Below are 21,574 nucleotides of genomic sequence, written 5' to 3' on the forward strand. Positions count from 1 at the left end.
GATTGAATAAAAAATGGACGATTGATAAAATTAAAGAATTTGTTGAGACTAATTCGGAAAGTAAGTTACTAACGACGGAATATCATGGTTTTTCTCAAAAGTTATTATTGAAATGTGCATGTGGTAATAAATTTGAAAAAACATTTACAAAGTTTAAAAATAAACACCAACGTAAATGCGACGTCTGTCAACCCCCAAAAGAATCACGCTAATCAATGATAAACAAAGTATTTAAATGAACTAGCTAATAAAAAAAGTTCAATGTTTACAGCTACAAAGAATATTTTAAAAGTGAGTAGGAGAACAAACATGATCGAAGTAAAAACATCTCCAATAAGTGATGGAGAATTCAATAGAGGGATATTTGCTACATGTGATATTAAAAAAGGACAGCTTTTTCATGAAGCACCTGTCATTTCTTATCCAAACGAACAGCATCAATACATCGAACAAACCCTACTCGGTGATTACGCTTTTGAGTATGGGATAGGTCGATCTGCAATCCTTCTTGGTTATGGAATGTTGTTTAACCATTCTTATGAACCAAATGCAATTTATGAAATTAATTTTAAAAATCAAACATTTGACTTCTTTGCTTACACAGATATTAAAGCTGGAGATGAAATTCTAATCAATTATAATGGCGACGTTGACGATAAAGAGCTACTATGGTTTGATCAGGAATAAAAAGTATTTAATAGAAAATAAGGCGTTGATCCAAGAAGGGTTGACGCTTTTTTTGTTGAAGTTATTGGGGTACAGGATTTAAAGCTAAATTTGATAATTGAAGCGGGCTCTTTTTATTAGAATTTTTTCGGGAATAAGAGGTGTCCAGCAAGTACTTTGGTACGAATGAAAAGCATTTAATTTATATAATTATCTACACCTGGTCCCAATTATAAACCAGTTGCCGACCCTTAATCGGTAATTGGTTTTTTTGTGCCTAACAAGGAAGTACTTTCTTATGTTATAAAAAGTTAGACTCCTTTAAATTATCAACGTCAATTTTTTTAGTTTTCTATGTCTTTCCATCTTTTTCAAAGTAGATCTTAACTGCTGGTGAACCTATGATAATATCATTTCCATATTCATTAATTATTACTTTTTTATCTCCAGAAGTGGACTTCTTTTCAATTAAGAGATTTTCTTCAAAATAGCCCCAGTAAATTAAGTATGATAATAAGACCAAGAAACCGAAAGTTAATACTTTGAGTGTCATCTTTTTTGTCTCTAATATCTTGAATCGATTTAACTTGATTTTTTAAAACCTCCTCATTTATATCTGATTTTAATAGTATCAAAATTATTGATATAGCTTACAAATTACAAGAATTACGAAGATAGAAGTAATGGTTAACCAAGTGTGAGGGTGTAAAACAACTTTCCCCGACTTGTATGAAACGTTTTCAAATTACCTTTAATACTTCTAGGGAACAGTCCAGTCACTAGATCAAAGATAGCATACAATAACAGGGTGTGAAAATTAGTATGATTTAATAATGATTGAGCGTTTTGCTTAGGACAGTTTTAAAAAAATAAATTAATGATTTGATCCGGGTGAGTTTGAAGGGAGGCAGAATCAATGAAGTACAAAATTAATGGTATATTCAATAAAAAGAAGCGTCAGATTAAAAATCATACGGATGAAGAAATAAAAGGAGGACGGGGAGCCTGTGTTTCAGAAAATAACTATAAGGAAAATAGCATAATGGATTATTGCGAAATGTACAGGAGAAGCTATTAGTCATGGAATAAGTAGCGTAATTAAGCGTTTTGGAATGCTTCCGACGTCGGTTTCCTGGTTCAGATGCCCCTACAAACAAACGAAATCAGAAACGAAGCAAGATGTAAAATCAAAAAACTACATCCATTTGGATGCAGTCTTATTTTCTTCTAAGCAGTGTATCCCCAAGAGGGATTCCAAACACAACAACCAAAACCGTTAGAATTACCAGGACTCTAAAAATAAAAAACGCAGCTTGATCGAACATTGTATCTCTCCTTCTTTTCTTAATAATTCCTACCTTATATTCAGCAATTCTCCAACTCCTATTGAAAAGTTAAACTAAGGTACAAAATCATTTTGTACTTTTTATAATATAGTTTACTTCATTACAACGTATGTATACAGTCTGCACTTTTTTATATTTTGTGATTAATAACAATAAGGCGCGATTGTTTAATAAGCTTTGCTGTTGTTTTTAAACAGGGGGTTTAGTTGAATAAAAATAATCAAACTTTTTTTAAAAATCTCATACTAAGTTAAAAAGATAAAGATCAATGATTTTTCAAAATGGAGTTTTTTATATTAGCGATTAAAAAAATATATTTTTTAATCAATAATGATTCTAAAGGTACACGATAGATTGAATAAGGCTTGGTAATTACCTTATCATCAATTTCAAATCTTGTTTTTTTTATAGAGTTAAAAAGCAATAACACTGTCATATACTTTTACACAAAAAAGTAAACCTGCCTCGGTTTTGCAAGCTGTTAGTTGGTTTACTTTTTTTCTCATTGCAAATCGCCTTTGAAGCGATTCAATCATTTCCTGCCAGAAGACTTTTACGTGAAAGAACGGAAAGGGCGTAGCTCAGTGACCGTATTTGGATAGATAGTACGTGTCTTTATTCACATAATAGAATTTGTCGTAAAAACGATTGCTTTTTAGCAACACATCGATCAGCTATAACAAAACCGGCATCTTCTACCATGTCATCAATTGTTTCAATAGTAACGACAACTACCTTATCTGCAATGCGTCGAGCATGTTTTAAAATATTGAATTGATCTTCGGTGGAGGTATGCGTAAATAAATTATAGGGTAAATCAATGATAGCGACATCATAATGTTCCTTCACTTCGGAGATTGGACCTAATGTAATGTTGCCTGTCAACCCAAAATAAGTGATGTTCTTTCTGGAACCATGACAGACATTGTAATTAATATCTCGACCTTCAATATTAATCCCCATGGATAGGGCTTCAATTACGACTGTCCCTATACCACAACAAGGGTCGATTGCACGAATATTTTGAGGCTGCGGAACCGCGATATTCGCAACCGTACGAGCTACTCTAGTACTAAGTGCCGTGGAATAACTGTGTGGCTTGTGTAAATGTTTACGCCAAATGGATACACTCTTCATATGCTTTCCAAAATACCATATGCCATCGATTATAATTAGACCATATACAATTGCAGGATCATTTAGTTCTGGTTCGCCCTCTATGCACAATCCTACCTCACGTTCTATCAATCGACGCTCTGGCAGATGAATTTTCTTCTCTTCACCAATATCCATACTATTTAAACAAACTACTTTAAAAGTGGCTTCATTTTTTATCGCCTTCACCAATGACTTGATGTTCTCTAAACTATTATCTTCATATAGCACTTCCAGTCTATCTTGTATAAAAGGACTGCGGCTTGGATCAATTTTAATATCGCTTATTATAAAGTTTGATGGGGTATCCAGACTAAAAAATGAACGCATCTCCATTCTACATAGATCATATTCGTCAACATGATGGACATAAGTGTATATAAATTTACTGTTATTTTGTTCGTTACTCAATTGATTATCATCCTTTTAAGTTGTTGTTCACTTGATTTCACTAACGCTCATAAAAAACAAATGAAGTTGTTTATTTGGTAATCGTATCATAGGTGACTCTATCAAGCCACTGGATATCAATATATAGATTTGAAAGAGGGGAACATCTGGGATTAGATAGTATTTAAGTAGGGATGAGGTCTATTCCTAAAGATTGCTTCCTAATTGTTGTTTTTATGTCAACAAACCAAACAAGCAAAGGTATTAATCCTGTTGCTTGTACACTTTGTTTTGCTTGATTGCTAAATATAATGAGTAACTAAACGAAATGAATATTATTACAGAAAAAGTAAACGAGAACGTGGCTTTATAGTAGATTGAAGTAAACAACATGACGATAGAACTGATGATGATGGCTACACGTAGGTAAATATCTGTTTTTTCACTTGGATTAAAAAAATCTTGAAGAATAGCAAATAAATAACTAAATCCGAAAAATATAAAATATTCATAAATAAAAATAGGCTTTACATATTCAGGAATACCAAAAGAAATTATTTTAACTATAAAAATGAGTAGCACTACATATTTTGTATATTTGCTAAAGGAATTTAACAAAATATCCCTCCCTTATAATGTTAGAGTAACATATTTTGTTAAAAATAAATAATGCAGTTATGTGGTCATTTCTTTTGGGCAATGGATTGAAGCATAGGTAGCAACAATTACAAGCAAAATGATTTCAACAAATCGTACTGAGCAGAAACAGCGATATATAGTCGTTGAATTTCTGGAACAGTATTCGAAAAATAAAATCTAATTGTTGACAAAAGAGGTTTATTCCAATAAACTCACAAACAAGAGGTTTACTACGATAAACTTAGGAGGACGATTAGAATGGAACCGTATAAATTGTTCGATGCTGAATACAAATTTGCATGTCTGATTTGGGATCATGAGCCCATTAATTCTACTGATCTTGTTAAGCTGTGCGAAACAGAGCTTGGCTGGAAAAAGTCCACGACCTATACTGTTTTAAGAAAATTATGTAAGCGTGGAATCCTTAGAAATGAGAAGGCAACGGTCACAGCCGTCGTTAAAAAAGAGGACGCACTGAAATACGAAAGCCAAATGGTTGTTGAAAAATCCTTCAATGGTTCCTTGCCACAGTTTTTAACTGCTTTTCTAGGTGAAAAGGGACTTTCGAATGAGGAAGCGGAAGAGTTGAAGCGGATTATTGAGGAGGCAACGAAAGAATGAACCTGTTTCTTATAATCCTTAATATGAGCATTACTGCAAGTTTTGTCGCACTAGCTGTGATCATGGCGAGATTCCTATTGAAGCGCGCTCCTAAAATATTCTCTTATATTCTATGGGTGGCCGTAGCAATCAGACTGATTATTCCCGTTAGTTTCGCTTCAAGCTTTAGTATATTACGTTTCGTGAAACCTCAGGATAAAACAGGCACGGGTTTCCTGGAATTTGTGCCAGCGGAAATTGGTATGCAGAAAACGCCTGTTGTAGATGGTGGCATTAAAGAAGTAAGTCATTTTATAAATTCATCTCTTCCAGTGGCTACTCCGATGGCAAGTACAAACCCTATGCAAATCATTATCTGGATTGCAAGTATAATTTGGATAGCAGGTGTAGTTATACTGCTACTTTACAGCATTATATCGTACTTCAAAATAGTAGTTAGAGTTCGAACTGCAACACTTGTCAAAGATAATATTTATGAGACTGACCAGATTGCAACACCCTTTGTTCTTGGTTTTCTGAATCCGAAAATATACATCCCAATCGGCATGAGTGATCATGAGCTGTCTTACATTTTACTTCATGAGCAGATTCATATTATGAGGCGTGATTATCTCATAAAACCTTTGGCATTTATCATGCTGATCATTCACTGGTTTAATCCGCTCATGTGGTTATCTTACGCGTTGATGAGTAAGGATATGGAGATGTCCTGCGATGAGAGTGTCGTTAATAAGATGGGCAACCAGATAAAAAGAAGCTACTCAACCTCATTGCTTACTCTTTCCATCAGCAATAAAAGGTTTCCAACCGGAAGTCCGCTTGCTTTTGGAGAGAGCAATGTGAAAGCAAGAATTAAAAATATTCTTACTTACCGTCAAGCTTCTAAGAGAACAATTGCAGCATATATGATTGTTATTATGGCTTTAGTTGTAGGATGTACTGCCAATCCAAAGCCTTTGCAGCAAACGTCACAGGGACCATCAGGATATAATATTGATCAGCTAATAGAGAACAAAACACTTTATGTAGGTAATGCTACTAAAGTAGGCGGGCTCATCGGTGGAATGCCCAATCCAACAGATTATCAATGGAACATGGCACTTCAAACGAAGGTTCAGCCTTATGGAGTGACGATCAATTATAGAATGAAGGATTCTATAAGTAGGAAAGAAGAGAGGAACATAAATGGCGAAGCTTTTCATCGTAATGCCATAGTCCTCTTAAGCCTGATTGATAACATCGATAGTATAACCTATTCGATTGTGGACAGCTCGGGTCAAAGCGATGATATAGTTAATAGCTTTACGTTTACTAGAGAACAGGTAGACAAATTAGTTGGAGAGGATGTCAGACAGTACGCCACAGACGAAAAAAGCCTGCAACAACTTATTGACCGTTTAGAAAGTCTGCCCTTAAATAAAAACAGTAAGAACCCTTAATATTTTCATGGATCACCTTTTCTGAAAACTTTCTAGGATTTGGGTCTTATTGAATACAAGAGACTGAAAATTCGCGATATAGTTTGATTGAGATAAAAAACTAGGTTTCACCAACAATGTGAGCCTAGTTTTATTGTGATGTATAAAAATGTATGCGAAAGTACGAAAAATAAGAGGGAAATACATAAAAATTCAAAAAATTAATTGACTCTAGTATTAAATGTGTGATAAAAATGATAGTATCAATTCGGAAAATGAATATTTGGGCAATGATAGGATTAAGTAGTGAAAATCTCCCTATTTCAGAGAGCTGATGGTTGGTGCGAATCAGTATATAGATGATCATGAATTTCGACCTGGAGCATCTTTCATAAATCACATGTTGTGAGGAAGTGGAAGACGGTAGTGATTACCGTTATCAAATAAAGTGGTGAAGATTTTTCACAACTAGGGTGGTACCGCGATATATATCGTCCCTACGTGTTTACGTAGGGGCGTTTTTTTATTAAGGTTTAATTCTTGTTGTATTTTCATAACTAGGGTGGTACCGCGATATTTAATCGTCCCTACGTATTTGCGTAGGGGCGTTTTTTATTAAGGCTAATACTCTTGTTATTTTTTCATAACTAGGGTGGTACCGCGATATTTAGTCGTCCCTACGTATATGCGTAGGGACGATTTTTAACTTCTTTTAGTGGGTATCCAAACACCCGCTAAAAGAAGTTAAAGCCTTCGGCGGGTGTCACGGAATCGGAGAGGATTTCTTTGTGTAGGTACAAAGCCGATTTCGGACGCAATTATGCTGAGGCATAATGGATTAAGGTTTTATTCTTGTTGTAGCTTCATAACTAGGGTGGTACCGCGATATTATATCGTCCCTACGTATTTGCGTAGGGGCATTTTTTGTGAATAGTTTGATGGTATTTACGCAACCAGGAAGGTACCGCGGTATTTTTATCTTCCCTAGGTTTGAAGGCAGTGGTTGTATGTGAAAGGGGTCATGATAGGCCAAAATGAACAAAGACCGAATTGTCATAAACAAAGAAATAGTAGAAGAGAGGAGTTAAAGAGATGGAATCACAGCAATGGACATCGAAATTAGGTTTCATTTTAGCCGCAGCAGGCTCGGCAATAGGTCTAGGTGCGATTTGGAAGTTCCCGTATATGGCCGGTATTGGAGGTGGCGGTGCATTCTTCTTAATTTTCATCGGTTTTACCTTATTAATTGGTTTACCGTTATTATTGGCGGAATTTGTCATCGGAAGAAGCGCACAAAAAGAGGCTGTTGAAGCATATAGAACTATTGCTCCAAAGTCGAGGTGGCCGTGGGTTGGTAAATTAGGGATTGTGACTTGTTTCATATTGCTGTCATTCTACAGTGTTGTTGGAGGATGGATTTTATTATATTTATGGAATGCCATTACAGGTAGACTGTGGGAAGGAAATGGCTCGTACGAAGCAACCTTTGGTGACATCATTTCTAATCCATTTTTAGCGGTTGGATCACAATTATTATTTATTCTGATGACTATTTTTATCGTAAGTAAAGGTGTACAAAATGGTGTTGAAAAAGTGAATAAATATTTCATGCCAGCCCTATTTGTCTTATTCTTTGTATTGATTATTCGTGCTCTTACATTAGATGGGGCAGTGGAAGGGGTTCGTTTCTTCTTACAGCCAGATTTCTCAAATGTTACATCTGAAATTATTTTATATGCGATGGGGCAATCGTTCTTCTCATTATCTGTCGGTGTGGGCGTAATGGTAACCTATAGCTCATACTTACCGAAAGAAGAAAGTTTACCACGTTCTGCATTTTCTATTGTCGGTTTAACGCTTGTCATTACATTGCTTGCAGGGCTTGCTATTTTCCCAGTAGTATTCGCATTTGGAATGGAACCATCGCAAGGACCTGGTCTATTATTTATTGTCTTGCCAGCTATTTTCAGTAAAATGGCATTCGGAAAAGTGTTCTTCATTATTTTCTTGTTACTATTTTTCTTTGCAACGATTACATCAGCCATTTCCATGTTGGAAATTAGCGTGGCCTCTATAACGGCAAAAGGGAATGGGAAGCGCGAAAAAATGGCATTGATTGTCGGATTACTAATCTTTGTTGTTGGGATTCCATCGGCTTTATCATATGGCGTCTTAAGTGATGTGACATTGTTTGGGAAAACGGTATTTGATTTAGCAGACTATACAGTCAGTAATATTCTTATGCCGCTCGGTGTATTATTAGTTGCGATTTTCGTACCGTTTAAAATGAAGAAAGATGTCTTAATGAATGAACTGGGCGTAAGTAAAAATAAGGGCTATAAATTATTTGTAATATGGTTATTCTTACTTCGCTATATAGCACCACTTGCCATTATTATCGTATTTTTAAATGTAATTGGATTGATCTAAATATAAAAGGCCCTAGCATATCGTTATGTTAGGGCCTTTTCGCTATAAAGTTAACCGTTTTGCCATTCGTATACTTTAACAAAGTAAACTGCTCAGGTCCAAGAGGAAAGTGATCAGGTCCTGCAAAAAACTGCTCAGGTCCAAGAGAAAAGTGATCGGGTTCCTCAAGAAACTGCTCAGGTCCAAGAGAAAAGTGATCGGCTCCCCCTAAAAACTGCACAGGTAAAGAGAACACCAATCGGATCACTTCAAGAATCGCTCTGGTCCCTACGAATACAGCCCCTCCACAGAAAAAAGAAACCTACGCAAATCAAAGCAATACCCGCCTAAAACAGATAAAAAATTCAAAAAAAAGAATAGCTTGACATCATCCATAAATAGCACAAACATCACAATTAGTTCTGCATATCATAATGGAGAAAGCGTTTTCTTCAATTAATATAGAAGAAAGGCACTACAATTTTATTAAGTATGCTGAAAAACACTAAATAATTTAAGTATGCACAAAAGGGTTCTTTTAGAGAAACTACGTTATACAAACAAAATAGTTCATATGAATCGCCACATTTAGATTGCTAAAGACGTGGTTTGTTTTACCACGACAGATCTAGGATTGAAAATTTCTGTAAATTTGATGATTTCAGCTAGTTCAGACAAATATTTGTACGATTATAGGAATTCTACGAAAAAAATTTGTAAAAACCTTAACTATTTCATACGAAATCCGTATAATAAATCAAACAGTGTGAAAATTGTCCATTTTCTATCGATTAATTGCGTGAATTTTTTAAATTGTATTGACGTGGGGAACGATAATTTGTACACTGTGTACATTCAATTGTTTTTTGGAGGAATACATTCAATTTAAAAAGTTAGGATTTGATGGTTATGATCGTATGTAAATTTGGTGGAACATCTGTAGCAAGTGCAGAACAAATTCAAAAAGTAGCAAACATTGTAAAATCTAATCCGGCACGTAAAATCGTAGCCGTTTCTGCACCAGGGAAGCGCTCTGGTGACGATATAAAGGTAACGGACTTATTAATTAACTTAGCAACGGCAGCATTAAAAAATGAAGAAATAGAAAAAGAATTACAAATCGTTGTCAATCGTTTTATGGCGATTGCGGATGATTTGGGGTTAGATCATACAATTTGTGATGTGATAGCTGAAGATTTACGTGAACGTGTCCAAGGTGATAAATCGAATGAGGAATTATTTATCGATAGCATCAAAGCGGCAGGAGAAGACAATAATGCGAAGCTAATCGCTACTTATTTTAATTCAATCGGTATGCCGGCACGTTACGTAAGTCCAAAAGAAGGTTTGGTCGTCAATGATTTACCTGAACGTACGTATGCTTTACCAGAGGCTTATGCTAATTTAGCGCATCTAAAATATACCAAGGAAATTATTGTATTCCCTGGTTTCTTCGGTTACACTAAAGCGGGCATACTACGTACATTTGACCGCGGAGGCTCTGATATTACAGGCTCTATTTTAGCAGCTGCTGTTGAAGCGGAGCTTTATGAAAACTTTACGGACGTGGATTGTGTGTTCTCCGCGAATCCTAAAGTTGTAAATGATCCAGTGGAAATTAAAGAAATTACGTATCGCGAAATGCGCGAATTATCCTATGCAGGCTTTTCAGTTTTCCACGATGAAGCGTTAATGCCTGTCTATAAGATTGGGGTGCCAGTTAACATAAAAAATACAAATAATCCATCAGCCCCGGGAACTCGTATCGTTCCAAGACGTTCTACAACAGGACGTCCGGTTACAGGGATCTCGGCAGACAGTGGCTTTTCAACTTTATATGTGTCAAAATATTTGATGAATAGGGAAGTAGGCTTTGGACGCAAGCTTCTACAAATTTTAGAAGATGAAAATATTTCATATGAACACACACCGTCTGGATTAGACGATATTTCTGTCATTATGCGTTCAAATCAAATAACACTAGAAAATGAAGAACGAATTCTTTCTCGTGTGAAAAGTGAGTTAAATGCAGATGATGTGCAAATGCGTCATGGGTTTTCGATGATTGTTATAGTAGGCGAAGGTATGCGTAATAACACAGGTTTAGCGGCACGTGCTGCTACTGCGATTTCAAAAACAGGTGCAAATATAGAGATGATAAATCAAGGTTCATCTGAGGTTAGTTTAGTATTTGGTGTGCTACAAGAATATGAAAACCAAATTTTACAAGCACTTTATGGAGAATTTTTTGCGCATGCAAGAGTGTAGGGAAATAATGTGAAACATAAATCAGTGGGGATTCTTTATCCTCACTGATTAATAGTGTTCTTCCATCGAGCTTTAAGGGCTTTGTTTTCGGGATAGGTAAAAATTACTGCTCGTTAATGTGGTGTAAACGCTAATCCTTAAACTGGATTGGTGTTTTCTTTTTGGCTGGAATACGGTAAAATCGAGGGCGTACATTGATTGGAGGTTGTTATTTTGAAAAAATTATCAATTGGTATGCTTCTTTCAATGATTGGCATACTATTTGTTTGTTTAACTATTGTGGATATTTTACCGTCCTCGACAAAAACAATGAAAATTGTCTATATCGGTATTGGCTGGGTATTTATCATTGCGGGTTCCATTATTCGTTTTAAAACCTTAAAGCAAAGGCAATAAACGAATATATCGAAATTGAATTGTGATAACTCGTGAATTTGTGATACAATTTCAAAAAAATAAATAATTTGAAAATGTTGAAGTTGTGATGCTGTACGATCATTCAAAGGTTTATATTTGCAATAAATTATTAAATTAAAAATAAACAGTACAAATTCTTCTTTGTAAGAATTTGTTTTTTTATTTTTGTTATCGCTTGCCCAACATATTGAAAAGGAGGCGAGATAATGCCGATATTACGCAAGGAAGATATTCATATTTCTGACCATTATGTTGCCATTCAAACAGACTCACCAATGAAGGTCGTATCGTCAGCGGTACATAATCCGGGCTTTGGCTTTTATACACATTTGATGAATCGTTCCGTGCCTTATACGTATGATGAACGTAAACCACAGAAAGAATTACAACGGTTTCTACAGTCTGAGGGCTTTCCGATTGATAATACAGTTGCGATGATGACGGCCGTCTATGCTAGGTATGCAACAATTCGTGAGTTTACATATGAAGGAATTCATCTTGTCATTATGATTACGGCTGGTCTTGGCAATGCGGTCGATATTACGCGTGCCTTTCATCGTCAGGAACAGTATCATGCTGGGACTATTAATACGTGGGTATTAATAAACGGGAAATTGTCGGATGAAGCATTATTTCAGGCCATGATTTCTACGACAGAGGCCAAGGTCAAGGCACTGTTTGATGAGGACATAACAGATCCAACAACGGGTACACAAGCGACAGGTACTTCAACGGATAGCTTGTTGATTGCCTCGACAGAGGAAGGTGCTTACCATCAGTATGCAGGGCCTATTACAATGCTAGGTAAAGTCATTGGCCATGGTGTTTATGAAACAATGCGTGAGGCCATTCAAAAATATAAGAAAGATAAAGAGGAGAATCCTTTATGATGGCACTAGCGATTGCTTGTATCATTGGGCTTGTTTTTGATGTAATAGTGGGGGACCCTCCTAAAATGCCTCATCCAGTGCGCTGGATTGGAAAGCTCATTCAATCTCAAACAGAATTATGGAATAAGGGAAGCATGAGAAAATTTCGTGGCATGGTGATGACGCTCGCTGTAGTTGGTACAACGATGTTTGTTGTCACGGCTATTATGCTACTAAGCTATCAGGTAAACCTGCTATGTGGCATTTTGGTTGAGGGCTTACTTATTGGGATTGGATTAGCACAGCGTAGCTTGAAGGAAGCGGCGATGGCTGTCTATGAACCACTCGTAAAAGGCGATTTTGCTGAAGCTCGCGTGAAATTGTCTTGGATTGTTGGACGTGATACGGAGAAACTTGACGAGGATGAGATTGTTCGAGGTGTTGTGGAAACGGTATCAGAAAATACGAGTGATGGGGTAACCGCACCGTTATTTTATGCCTTTTTATTTGGCGCGATAGGGTTATGGGGCTATAAAGCCGTCAATACGTTAGACTCTATGATTGGGTATAAAAACGAGAAATATAAAGATTTTGGTATGTTTGCGGCAAAGCTAGATGATGTATTGAATTTTATTCCTAGTCGATTAACAGGTCTACTGATGGTGCTAGGGACGAAAAATGAATCAAACGTATCTCTCGGTAAGCGCTTAAAACGTTGGGCACAGGATGCGAAAAAGCATCCAAGTCCTAATAGTGGTTATTTAGAAGCAGCTACAGCTGTTCAATTAGGTGTACAGCTTGGTGGAAAAAATACATATCAGGGTGTCGTTTCTTATCGAGCAGTGATGGGCGAGAAATTAGTTCCATTAACGAAGGAGCATATCGCAACGTCTGTAATTCATATGCGCATTGCGACCTTGCTCTTTACTTTAGTTATGTTAGCAGTGGAGGTGTTTATTTTTGCAATTACCTAATCACGGAGCAAATCCGCAAAATGTTTATTATCAGCTAGGGCTTGCTATGCCCGAAGAGGTGTATGATTTCAGCGAAAATGTTAATTCGGCAGGGCCACCCCCGTTTGTCGAGGCGCGTTGGCGGACATTTTATCCGCTCATTCAACGTTATCCAGATCCAGACGGTGAGCCGTTTTTATCAAAGGTGGCAGCTTTTCATCAAGTTCAAAAAGAATCTATATTACTAGGTAACGGAGCATCTGAGCTCTTTAGTGTTCTAGTTAGACGCTACGCCAATAAGCGTGTTATTATCGTACATCCAACTTTTTCAGAATATGAACGAACATTAACAGCAGCAGGCGCTGAAATTGTGCCTATTATTGTAGAGGATATTGTTCACTATACATTGCCAATGGAAGACCTGGAGCGTGAAATGGTGAACGCAGATGCGTTATATATTTGCACACCGAACAATCCGACCGGGGTGCTACCGAAGAAAGAGGAACTTCTCAAATTAATCTCTCATGGCGCAAAGGTCAATTGTGAGCTCGTCATTGATGAAGCATTTATTGACTGGGTGGATGAAGACTATTCATTGATCCAGTATGTAGCTGAAAATCCTCATATGATTGTCGTCCGTTCGATGACAAAAATGTATGCCATCCCAGGTTTGCGCCTTGGCTATTTAGTAGCAAGCCCGGTAGTTGTTACTGAGCTAAAGTTGAACCTACCGCATTGGAATTTGAATGCATTTGCCCTTATTATAGGTACAGGCTGTTTAGATGAACACCTATATTGTGAGCAAGCCATTGCCTATGCTAAAAATCAACGTGAATCGCTACAAAACTATTTACATGAGCATGGTTGTCGGGTAACTAATAGTGTAACGAATTATGTATGTTTTGCATTGCCGAAAAATCAGCATGCAGATACATTTTTTACTTATTGTTTATCAAAGGGCGTTGTTCTGCGCCATACAAAAAACTTTAAGGGCTTAAATGGCGAATGGTTCCGTATAGGAATTAAAGATATAACGGCTATGACGTATTTACATAATTGTTTGCAGGCGTGGTTTAACGAAAATTTGGGGTGAGAAAGTTGACAACTTTTTATTTAGTACGACATGGTGAAACGATGTGGAATAAAGAACATCGGCTACAGGGATGGTTAGATTCGCCATTATCCGAGATTGGTAGTTTACATGCTGAAAAGCTACGAGATCATTTGAAAAGTATCTCTTTTACTGCCGCATTTACTAGTTCAAGCGGACGTGCTAAGGAAACTTTGCATATACTTCTAGCTGATCAACAGCTTCCAATCTATTATGAGGATGATTTACGGGAGATTTTTTTAGGAGATTGGCAAGGAAAAACAGTCGAGGACATTATGACTTCTCATCCCGATTATGAATTGTATACCAATTATCCTGGACAATTCGTCGCAACCCATACGGAAAGCTTTGGGATGGTAACAGAACGAGCGATGTTTACACTAAAGAAAATTGCAGAAAAATATCCCGACAACAATGTTTTAATCGTGTCCCATGCTGTGACGATTAAATGTATCATTAATGCTGTTTTGGGGCGAGGCATTGATAAGTTGTGGGCAGAGCCATTTATTAATGGGACAAGTGTAACGATTATTGAAAAACAAGAGCAACAATGGCTCGTTCAAGATATCGGCAACATTCAACATTTACAATAGGAGGCGTAACGATTGCCACTGATATTCATTACAGGGGGAGTGCGCAGTGGTAAATCCCACTTTGCTGAAAAAGCGGCTGTTACTCACTACCAAACAGAGTTTATGCAAGCACAACGCCTTATTTATATTGCTTCAGGCGTAGCACTGGACCATGAGATGGAAAAGCGAATAGTGCGTCATCAGGCAGATAGACGTGCACAAAATATTGAATGGTTGACGATAGAAGCACCTTATGACATCGCCAATACGTTGTATAATCTGAGCGATGGAGATGTCGTGTTATGGGACTGTGTTACGACATGGTTGAGCAATGCTTTTTATGAGGGTTTTGACAGGGGTACTCCCTGTGTAGAACAACCAGGCTGTTTACAGGAGAAAATTGAAGGTTTAAAAAAGGCGGTAAAGACGTTACTTGAGAAAAGGGTGACGTTTTTTATCGTCTCCAACGAATTATTCGACGAGCCGCCATATGCTAGCGAAGAAGTAGAGTTATATCGACAAATGCTTGGGAAATTGCATCAATGGTTCGTGTCTATAGCGGATGAGGCATATGAAATAAATTATGGTGTGGTAAAGAAATGGAAATAACGACAGACGCTTTAAAAATAAAAAGAAGGTAGGCAAGACGATGAAAAATTTCTGGCATAGTATGCAACTTGCATTTCAATTTTTTACAGTTTTGCCGGTTCATAAAGAAATTCCATTAACGAAAGCAACAATTACAGGGATGTTCGCCTTTTTGCCGTGGATAGGGGCCCTTATGGGTACCACAGTGGCAGCGGTGGTTTATGGTTTAACGGAATGGACGGCTAGCAGTGAGGTCTTGCTTTCCTTTGTGATTATCGGATTATTTGCCTTATTTACGGGTGGTTTACATTTGGACGGTTTTATTGATATGGGGGATGCTTATTTTTCCTATCGGGATCGGGAAAAGCGGCTTGAGATTTTAGATGATCCCCGTGTTGGTGCATTCGGTGTGCTTTCCGTGCTATTTTTAGTGCTTGGTAAATTTGTCGTACTGCATGAGTTATTCGTACAGCACAAGTTAGCACTGTGGATGCTTGTGTTTATTCCGTTATGTACACGAGTAGGCATGAGCTTTTATTTTATGTCGCTCAAGTGCTCAAAAGAAAAGGGACTTGCCTACTTTTTTAAAACACATATTAAGCCGGGATTACTGATCTGCTTTATGCTTCTAACAGTAGTTGTTGCGAATATCACTTTATTAGTTGTAATTGGTTTCTCAATTGTACCTTTTGTGTTGATGGCTGTAGTAGCGATTGCTTTTTTAGTCTTTCGGCAATTTACTGTGCGCAACTTTGGTGGCGTTTCTGGAGATTTACTAGGGGCATCAATTGAAGGAATGGAGGTTGTATTGTGGGTGACGTTGTTATTGTGCACTTAATGAGACATGCACCAACTAAGGAAAATTTAGAAAAGCGTTATATTGGTTGGACAGATTCTTCACTAGTGAATCCATCTTTACTAACGATTGTAGATAAAGATGTCACGAAGGTGTATGGCAGTGATTTACTGCGCTGTCGGGAAACAGCTGCCCGTTATTTCCCGAATGCAACATACGAGTCTAATAGGAGATTTCGAGAGTCGAACTTCGGTGTGTTTGAAGGGCGTACATATGAGGACTTGAAATTAGATAGCCGTTATTGTGCATGGTTAGATGATCCCGTACATTCACCGCCTCCAAAAGGGGAAGGCTTTGATGCTTTTTGTGCACGTGTCATAGAAGGGTTCAATGAATTACCAAAAGGTGAAGATGTTTATCATCTCGTTGTGCATGGTGGAGTTATTCGAGCAATTCTCGTAGCTTTTGCACCAACTGAGCAACCTTTTTGGTCGTATCAAACGCCACATGATAAAATGTTTTCTTTAACGTTTACAAGAAAGGCTTGGGAGGAGGGAGCGAGATGCATGTCTTTATCGGAGGAGCCTATAGTGGAAAAACCGACTATGTCATGAATTTGCTTGCAGGCCAAAAAATCAAATTAGTAGAAGGAACCCTACCTGATGGCGCTCCATCTTGTGATGTACTAGTGATTAAAAATTTAGAGAAATGGCTTGTGACACAAAATCTTGAGGATGATGAACCCCTTGTCAAAATGATTTTGACAAAACTAAAGATACTTGAAGAAAATTGTGCCCTGTACATAATAGTGACCGATATGGGAAGAGGAGTTGTGCCGATGGAAAAACAGGCGCGCTTACTTCGTGATACATGCGGGCGTTTGTACCAGGCGTTATTTGCTGAAGCCGAACAAGTCGTCCGTATTTGGTACGGTATTGGGGAACAAATCAAATGATATAGTTTAAAAAAATTTATTTTAGGCTTTTCATTTTGGGGATAAGTTTTCTAGGACGTATGCTTTGTAAATAAGTTGATTGGAGTGGAGGTTGGGCGACTCCTTGGGGATTAGCGATAGGGGAACGAAGGCTAAAAGCATCACATCCTGTGATAACGCCTTCGTGACCAACATCGGTGCTGCTGACGCTTCGTGAGCACTACGCTTTCGCGCAAAAGACATCTGTTGGCCCGAGACCCTGCAGCGTAGCGGATGTTTTCTGTGCGAAAGCGTAGTGCTAACGCAGCGGCAGCAACAAAAGCGGCTCATCGGACGCCCCCAGGAAGCTCTGCTCTGCGCGAAAGCGAAGCGTCAGCGGCAAATGTTTTCTGTAGCGAAAGCAAAGCGACAGCAACAAATGTTTTATCTGTGCGAAAGCAAAGCGACAGCAACAAATGTTTTATCTGTGCGAAAGCGAAGCGACAGCAACAAAGCGCACAACCGGAACGGAAATCAACCCCGCGCTATAATAAAAAAATATAAAAGAAAGAGGAAATGGGATGGATCGACAAAGATTGATGAAATTGACACTTACTGCGATGGTAGCGGCAATTTGTGCAGTAGGTGCAGTCATTAAAATTCCTACATTTATTTCAACTGCTGCCCTTGACGCAGCACCCGCATTTTTGAGCGTTGTGTTTTTATCTCCAGTATTAGCTGGGATTGCGGGAGTCATTGGGCATTTTATTTCAGCCTTAACGATGGGCTTTCCTTTAGGACCATTACATATTATCATCGCAATGGAAATGTTTATTGTTGTATGGATCTTTGGGGTTATGCATAAAAAAGGAATGCATTTCTGGAAATGGCCTGTAGCACTTGTTTTAAATGGCGTGGTGGCACCATTACCATTTTACTTAATCATTAGTCCTGCGTTTTACTGGACGTCACTTACTAGTCTTCCATTGGCAACACTCGTAAATCTAGTGATCGTTGCGGTCGCGATGCCAATTCTCTCGAAAGTGTTTGTGCGTAAGGAAGGTCGAGTCCATTGAGAAATGCTATAAAAATTGGTGAATTAATTGCTACCACTGATAATGCAGCAGCAATTGGTGAAAAGCCACAAGATGTTGTGTCTGCGCCAGATCAACTAACTGCATACTTAACGGCACGTGTTACTTTTTTAGAGCAGCTCGCTGCAAATGCTTTACCCAAACATATCCTACTAGCTAACTTTTCAGGGGATGCAGCATGGTCTCGTTATATTGCAGGTATTCAGCAGGTATTTAATGAGGCAGGTTTTAGTTGTCCGCCAATAGATGGTAGTACAGAGTCCAATATGCCGACTCTTCAATCGGGTTTGTCTATATCGATGCTTGGTGAGCTGCGGAAACGCGCAACATTGAAACATGAACAGCTTATTTGGTACACTTATGGCCTGCCGCTTGTAGGCGATGAAGTCCTCGCACAGCCTGAAGATGTCGCACAGCTCCAACCTATTTTTCAAGCGTGGAAAGAAGAAATCGTGCAGCAAATATGGCCAGTTGGATCAAAAGGTCTACAAGCAGAATTTACTCGACTTTTTGGTAAGCAACAGGTCAAAAGTTCATTAAATGTTGAGAAATCGGCTGGTCCATGTGCAGTAGTTTTGCTAGGAATTGATCCAGAAAAAGAGCAGCTGGCACAAAAATATTTTTCTAGAAATTTTGAAAAACTACGTAAAACTGCATTGTAATTGGGCTTGCTTCGAGAAAAAGTAGCACTTTATAAGTCGCAAGGGGCAAAACACCTATTGCAACAACAAACACAATATGTTAGATTTGTTTAGGAATTAAAACACAATATATAGTATTTTGGACGAGCGGTACCAATATGGTTTAAATGGGAATTCGGAAAAAGAGTCAGCTCTTAAGCCGAAGCTGTCCCCGCAACTGTAAGTGCTGACAAATGATGAATAGGCCACTGTGAACAATGGGAAGGCCATCATTTGGAAGAAGCACGAGCCAGGAGACCTGCCGAGTCGTTCAAGACAGCAACACATTCTTCGGGGATTGAGAAGTGGAGGCGAGAGATTTGTTCACTTCTTTGTGTGCATGTCCTTCATTTCCATTTCCGATTTTACAGCGATCACGTAACCGATAGATGTTGCGTGATCGCTTTTTGTGTTGCTGGAGAAAGAAAGGGAGAGAATGTATACATGACAATTCAAATCGAACAGCAATTAGCTAAGCTCAAGAAAAGTTACACGGAGGATGAACTCGAAAGTTTTGTAAGATTATCGGATCGATGGCTACGAAAAAACGACAATGCCACGTTTGAAGCATGGGCAGATGCGATGATTTTACAAACGCTTAGCCTAATTGATGAGGAGGAGCCATACTGGACATTTGTCGCTGCTCAAATTTATTTAGAAAAATTATATGACCAATTTGCAATGCGCCGCGGCGTTTCAGTAAAGGATGTTTATAAGGTTTTTCCGCAACATTTAGCACACTATACAGAAGCTGGTTTGTATCATGAAAGTTTAACAACAAAATATAGTGAGCAGGAGCTTCAGGAACTTGCTGCTTATTTAGAATCAAGTCGAGATGAATTGTTTACGTATATTGGTTTAAAAACATTAATGGACCGCTATGTAGTCCGTGATTATACGAAAACTCCAGTGGAACTACCACAAGAACGATGGATGGTCATTGCGATGACACTTATGCAGGATGAAACAGAAAATCGTTTAGAAAAAGTACGAGAGTCTTATTGGGCGATGAGTAATCTATATATGACTGTTGCCACACCGACATTATCGAATGCAGGTAAAACACATGGACAGCTATCAAGTTGCTTTATCGATACAGTAGATGATAGTTTACAAAGTATTTATGACACGAATACTGATGTCGCAACTCTATCTAAGTACGGCGGTGGTATAGGTGTTTATATGGGCAAAATTCGTAGCCGAGGCTCATCTATTAAAGGCTTTAAAGGTGCATCTAGTGGCGTTTTACCATGGATTAAACAGCTTAACAATACGGCGGTTTCAGTGGATCAGCTAGGTCAACGACAAGGAGCTATTGCAGTTTATTTAGATGTTTGGCATAAAGACGTCTTTACGTTTTTAGATTTACGTTTAAACAATGGGGATGAGCGTTTGCGTGCCCATGATATTTTCACAGGGCTGTGCTTACCAGATTTATTTATGGAAACGGTTGAAGCGCGCGGGGAATGGCATTTATTTGACCCACATGAAGTACGAGAAGTGATGGGCTATTCACTAGAGGATTTCTATGATGAGAAAAAGGGTGATGGTTCTTTCCGTACAAAATACGCAGAATGTATCGCGAATCCATTGTTAAGTCGTGAAGTTGTACCAGCCATTGATATTATGAAGCGTATTATGCGCTCACAGCTTGAAACAGGTGTGCCGTTTATGTTCTATCGAGATGAAGTAAACCGCATGAATCCGAATAAGCATGAAGGGATGGTTTACAGCTCGAACCTGTGCACAGAAATTTTTCAAAATATGTCAGCTACAGAATTCGAGTCTATTACCCTTGAAGATGATGTCATCGTAACACGTCGCAAACCTGGTGATTTCGTTGTATGTAACTTATCATCAATCAATTTAGGCAGAGCTGTACCAGCTGGTGTTTTAGAACGATTGATCCCGATTCAAGTACGTATGTTAGATAACGTGATTGCACTCAATACAATTCCGGTCAAACAAGCAGAGCGTACGAACTTACGCTATCGTGGAATTGGACTTGGCACATTTGGCTGGCACCATTTATTAGCGTTGAAAGAAATTCAATGGGAGTCTGAGGACGCTGTAGAATTTGCGGACAAGCTATATGAGGAAATTGCGTATTTAACGATTCGTGCTTCTAACAATCTGGCATGTGAAAAAGGGGCTTACCCATTATTTGAAGGCTCGGATTGGCATACTGGTGCGTATTTTGACAAACGAGGCTATGACAGTCAGGAATGGAATGAGCTACGCGCTGCGGTTGCAGATAAAGGAATGCGTAACGGCTATGTTATGGCAGTTGCACCGAACTCATCAACATCAATTTTAGCGGGCAGTACGGCTACGATTGATCCTATCTTCCAAAAGAGTTATTCAGAGGAGAAGAAGGATTACAAAATTCCAGTAACAGTACCAGATTTATCACCAGTAACGACTTGGTATTATAAATCTGCTTATTTCATCGATCAAAATTGGACTATCAAGCAAAATGCTGCACGAGCACGTCATATCGACCAGGGCATTTCACTTAATTTATACGTTCAAAATACGATTAAGGCGAAAGATTTACTGGCATTGCATATGAATGCATGGGCGAGCGGTGTGAAAACGACGTATTATGTACGCTCAACATCTGTAGAATTGCTAGAATGTGAGTCTTGCGCTAGCTAGGAGGAAATAAC

General features: G+C 38.2%; 23 protein-coding genes, 1 riboswitch and 1 other annotated feature. Of the genes, 20 read left to right on the plus strand and 3 right to left on the minus strand.

Features of this window, described 5'->3' with window-relative positions; all coding sequences use genetic code 11:
* The first annotated feature begins 2 nt into the window (after positions 1-2).
* Together MWJ95_RS03570 and MWJ95_RS03575 are read left to right on the plus strand one after the other, a co-directional pair.
* A complete protein-coding gene (locus tag MWJ95_RS03570; RefSeq protein ID WP_249072332.1) occupies positions 3-212 on the plus strand; it encodes a hypothetical protein in 210 nt (69 codons plus the stop codon).
* A 97-nt stretch (positions 213-309) separates the two neighbouring features.
* Entirely contained in the window at positions 310-687 is a 378-nt protein-coding gene (locus MWJ95_RS03575) for an SET domain-containing protein (RefSeq protein ID WP_249072333.1), read from the plus strand.
* Between the two features lie 331 nt (positions 688-1,018).
* On the opposite strand, the gene MWJ95_RS03580 is transcribed toward MWJ95_RS03575, so the two are convergent.
* On the minus strand, positions 1,019-1,219 hold the full coding sequence (locus MWJ95_RS03580) for a hypothetical protein (RefSeq protein WP_249104323.1): 201 nt from the start codon (positions 1,217-1,219) through the stop codon (positions 1,019-1,021).
* Positions 1,220-1,582: 363 nt separating this feature from the next.
* On the opposite strand from MWJ95_RS03580, the gene MWJ95_RS03585 reads away from it, so the two are divergent.
* Positions 1,583-1,744, plus strand: coding sequence for a hypothetical protein (locus MWJ95_RS03585; protein WP_249104327.1), 162 nt, complete (start codon positions 1,583-1,585; stop codon positions 1,742-1,744).
* A gap of 883 nt (positions 1,745-2,627) precedes the next feature.
* On the opposite strand, the gene MWJ95_RS03590 is transcribed toward MWJ95_RS03585, so the two are convergent.
* Positions 2,628-3,578, minus strand: a complete 951-nt coding sequence (locus tag MWJ95_RS03590; RefSeq protein ID WP_249072336.1) for a TRM11 family SAM-dependent methyltransferase — start codon at positions 3,576-3,578, stop codon at positions 2,628-2,630.
* An 876-nt stretch (positions 3,579-4,454) separates the two neighbouring features.
* Here MWJ95_RS03590 and MWJ95_RS03595 point away from each other — a divergent pair.
* From MWJ95_RS03595 to MWJ95_RS03605, 3 genes are all read left to right on the plus strand, one after another.
* Positions 4,455-4,817: a BlaI/MecI/CopY family transcriptional regulator gene (locus MWJ95_RS03595; protein ID WP_249072337.1), complete on the plus strand. Its 363-nt coding sequence runs from the start codon at positions 4,455-4,457 to the stop codon at positions 4,815-4,817.
* A complete protein-coding gene (locus MWJ95_RS03600; protein WP_249072338.1) occupies positions 4,814-6,256 on the plus strand; it encodes a M56 family metallopeptidase in 1,443 nt (480 codons plus the stop codon). The genes MWJ95_RS03595 and MWJ95_RS03600 overlap by 4 nt, the downstream gene beginning before the upstream one ends.
* Positions 6,257-6,516: 260 nt before the next feature.
* Positions 6,517-6,737: a binding site (T-box leader), on the plus strand.
* Positions 6,738-7,327: 590 nt separating this feature from the next.
* A complete protein-coding gene (locus MWJ95_RS03605; protein ID WP_249072339.1) occupies positions 7,328-8,665 on the plus strand; it encodes a sodium-dependent transporter in 1,338 nt (445 codons plus the stop codon).
* A 28-nt stretch (positions 8,666-8,693) separates the two neighbouring features.
* On the opposite strand, the gene MWJ95_RS03610 is transcribed toward MWJ95_RS03605, so the two are convergent.
* On the minus strand, positions 8,694-8,912 hold the full coding sequence (locus MWJ95_RS03610; RefSeq protein WP_249104328.1) for a hypothetical protein: 219 nt from the start codon (positions 8,910-8,912) through the stop codon (positions 8,694-8,696).
* 641 nt (positions 8,913-9,553) lie between these two features.
* On the opposite strand from MWJ95_RS03610, the gene MWJ95_RS03615 reads away from it, so the two are divergent.
* The 14 genes from MWJ95_RS03615 (at position 9,554) to MWJ95_RS03680 (ending at position 21,563) form a co-directional block, all read left to right on the plus strand.
* The gene (locus tag MWJ95_RS03615; RefSeq protein WP_249072341.1) at positions 9,554-10,912 is read left to right on the plus strand and encodes an aspartate kinase; all 1,359 of its coding nucleotides are present in this window, start codon (positions 9,554-9,556) and stop codon (positions 10,910-10,912) included.
* 213 nt (positions 10,913-11,125) lie between these two features.
* The gene (locus MWJ95_RS03620; RefSeq protein ID WP_249072342.1) at positions 11,126-11,308 is read left to right on the plus strand and encodes a hypothetical protein; all 183 of its coding nucleotides are present in this window, start codon (positions 11,126-11,128) and stop codon (positions 11,306-11,308) included.
* A gap of 227 nt (positions 11,309-11,535) precedes the next feature.
* Positions 11,536-12,219, plus strand: coding sequence for an adenosylcobinamide amidohydrolase (locus MWJ95_RS03625; RefSeq protein ID WP_249072343.1), 684 nt, complete (start codon positions 11,536-11,538; stop codon positions 12,217-12,219).
* On the plus strand, positions 12,216-13,172 hold the full coding sequence (gene cbiB, locus MWJ95_RS03630) for an adenosylcobinamide-phosphate synthase CbiB (protein ID WP_249104330.1): 957 nt from the start codon (positions 12,216-12,218) through the stop codon (positions 13,170-13,172). Before MWJ95_RS03625 ends, cbiB begins: the two co-directional genes overlap by 4 nt.
* The gene (locus MWJ95_RS03635; RefSeq protein WP_249072345.1) at positions 13,159-14,244 is read left to right on the plus strand and encodes a pyridoxal phosphate-dependent aminotransferase; all 1,086 of its coding nucleotides are present in this window, start codon (positions 13,159-13,161) and stop codon (positions 14,242-14,244) included. The genes cbiB and MWJ95_RS03635 overlap by 14 nt, the downstream gene beginning before the upstream one ends.
* Complete coding sequence (locus MWJ95_RS03640) at positions 14,241-14,855, plus strand: histidine phosphatase family protein (RefSeq protein ID WP_249104333.1); 615 nt, start codon at positions 14,241-14,243, stop codon at positions 14,853-14,855. The genes MWJ95_RS03635 and MWJ95_RS03640 overlap by 4 nt, the downstream gene beginning before the upstream one ends.
* Positions 14,856-14,867: 12 nt before the next feature.
* Positions 14,868-15,443 (plus strand): bifunctional adenosylcobinamide kinase/adenosylcobinamide-phosphate guanylyltransferase, encoded by a 576-nt coding sequence (locus MWJ95_RS03645; RefSeq protein ID WP_249104335.1) that lies wholly within the window; start codon positions 14,868-14,870, stop codon positions 15,441-15,443.
* A 40-nt stretch (positions 15,444-15,483) separates the two neighbouring features.
* Positions 15,484-16,260, plus strand: a complete 777-nt coding sequence (gene cobS, locus MWJ95_RS03650; protein WP_249072348.1) for an adenosylcobinamide-GDP ribazoletransferase — start codon at positions 15,484-15,486, stop codon at positions 16,258-16,260.
* Positions 16,233-16,832 carry a histidine phosphatase family protein gene (locus MWJ95_RS03655; protein WP_249104337.1) on the plus strand — a complete coding sequence of 200 codons (600 nt, stop codon included), beginning with the start codon at positions 16,233-16,235 and terminating at the stop codon, positions 16,830-16,832. The genes cobS and MWJ95_RS03655 overlap by 28 nt, the downstream gene beginning before the upstream one ends.
* Complete coding sequence (locus MWJ95_RS03660) at positions 16,781-17,173, plus strand: bifunctional adenosylcobinamide kinase/adenosylcobinamide-phosphate guanylyltransferase (RefSeq protein ID WP_249072350.1); 393 nt, start codon at positions 16,781-16,783, stop codon at positions 17,171-17,173. Before MWJ95_RS03655 ends, MWJ95_RS03660 begins: the two co-directional genes overlap by 52 nt.
* Before the next feature lie 261 nt (positions 17,174-17,434).
* Positions 17,435-17,695 carry a hypothetical protein gene (locus tag MWJ95_RS03665; RefSeq protein WP_249104339.1) on the plus strand — a complete coding sequence of 87 codons (261 nt, stop codon included), beginning with the start codon at positions 17,435-17,437 and terminating at the stop codon, positions 17,693-17,695.
* Between the two features lie 17 nt (positions 17,696-17,712).
* On the plus strand, positions 17,713-18,207 hold the full coding sequence (locus tag MWJ95_RS03670) for an ECF transporter S component (RefSeq protein ID WP_249104341.1): 495 nt from the start codon (positions 17,713-17,715) through the stop codon (positions 18,205-18,207).
* Positions 18,204-18,887, plus strand: a complete 684-nt coding sequence (locus MWJ95_RS03675) for a hypothetical protein (RefSeq protein WP_249072353.1) — start codon at positions 18,204-18,206, stop codon at positions 18,885-18,887. The genes MWJ95_RS03670 and MWJ95_RS03675 overlap by 4 nt, the downstream gene beginning before the upstream one ends.
* A 110-nt stretch (positions 18,888-18,997) precedes the next feature.
* Positions 18,998-19,187: riboswitch (cobalamin riboswitch) on the plus strand.
* 162 nt (positions 19,188-19,349) lie between these two features.
* On the plus strand, positions 19,350-21,563 hold the full coding sequence (locus MWJ95_RS03680) for a ribonucleoside-diphosphate reductase subunit alpha (RefSeq protein ID WP_249072354.1): 2,214 nt from the start codon (positions 19,350-19,352) through the stop codon (positions 21,561-21,563).
* The last annotated feature ends 11 nt before the right edge of the window (positions 21,564-21,574 follow it).

It is taken from the genome of Lysinibacillus sp. Bpr_S20 (genome assembly GCF_023337835.1).
Taxonomy (GTDB): Bacteria; Bacillota; Bacilli; order Bacillales_A; family Planococcaceae; genus Lysinibacillus.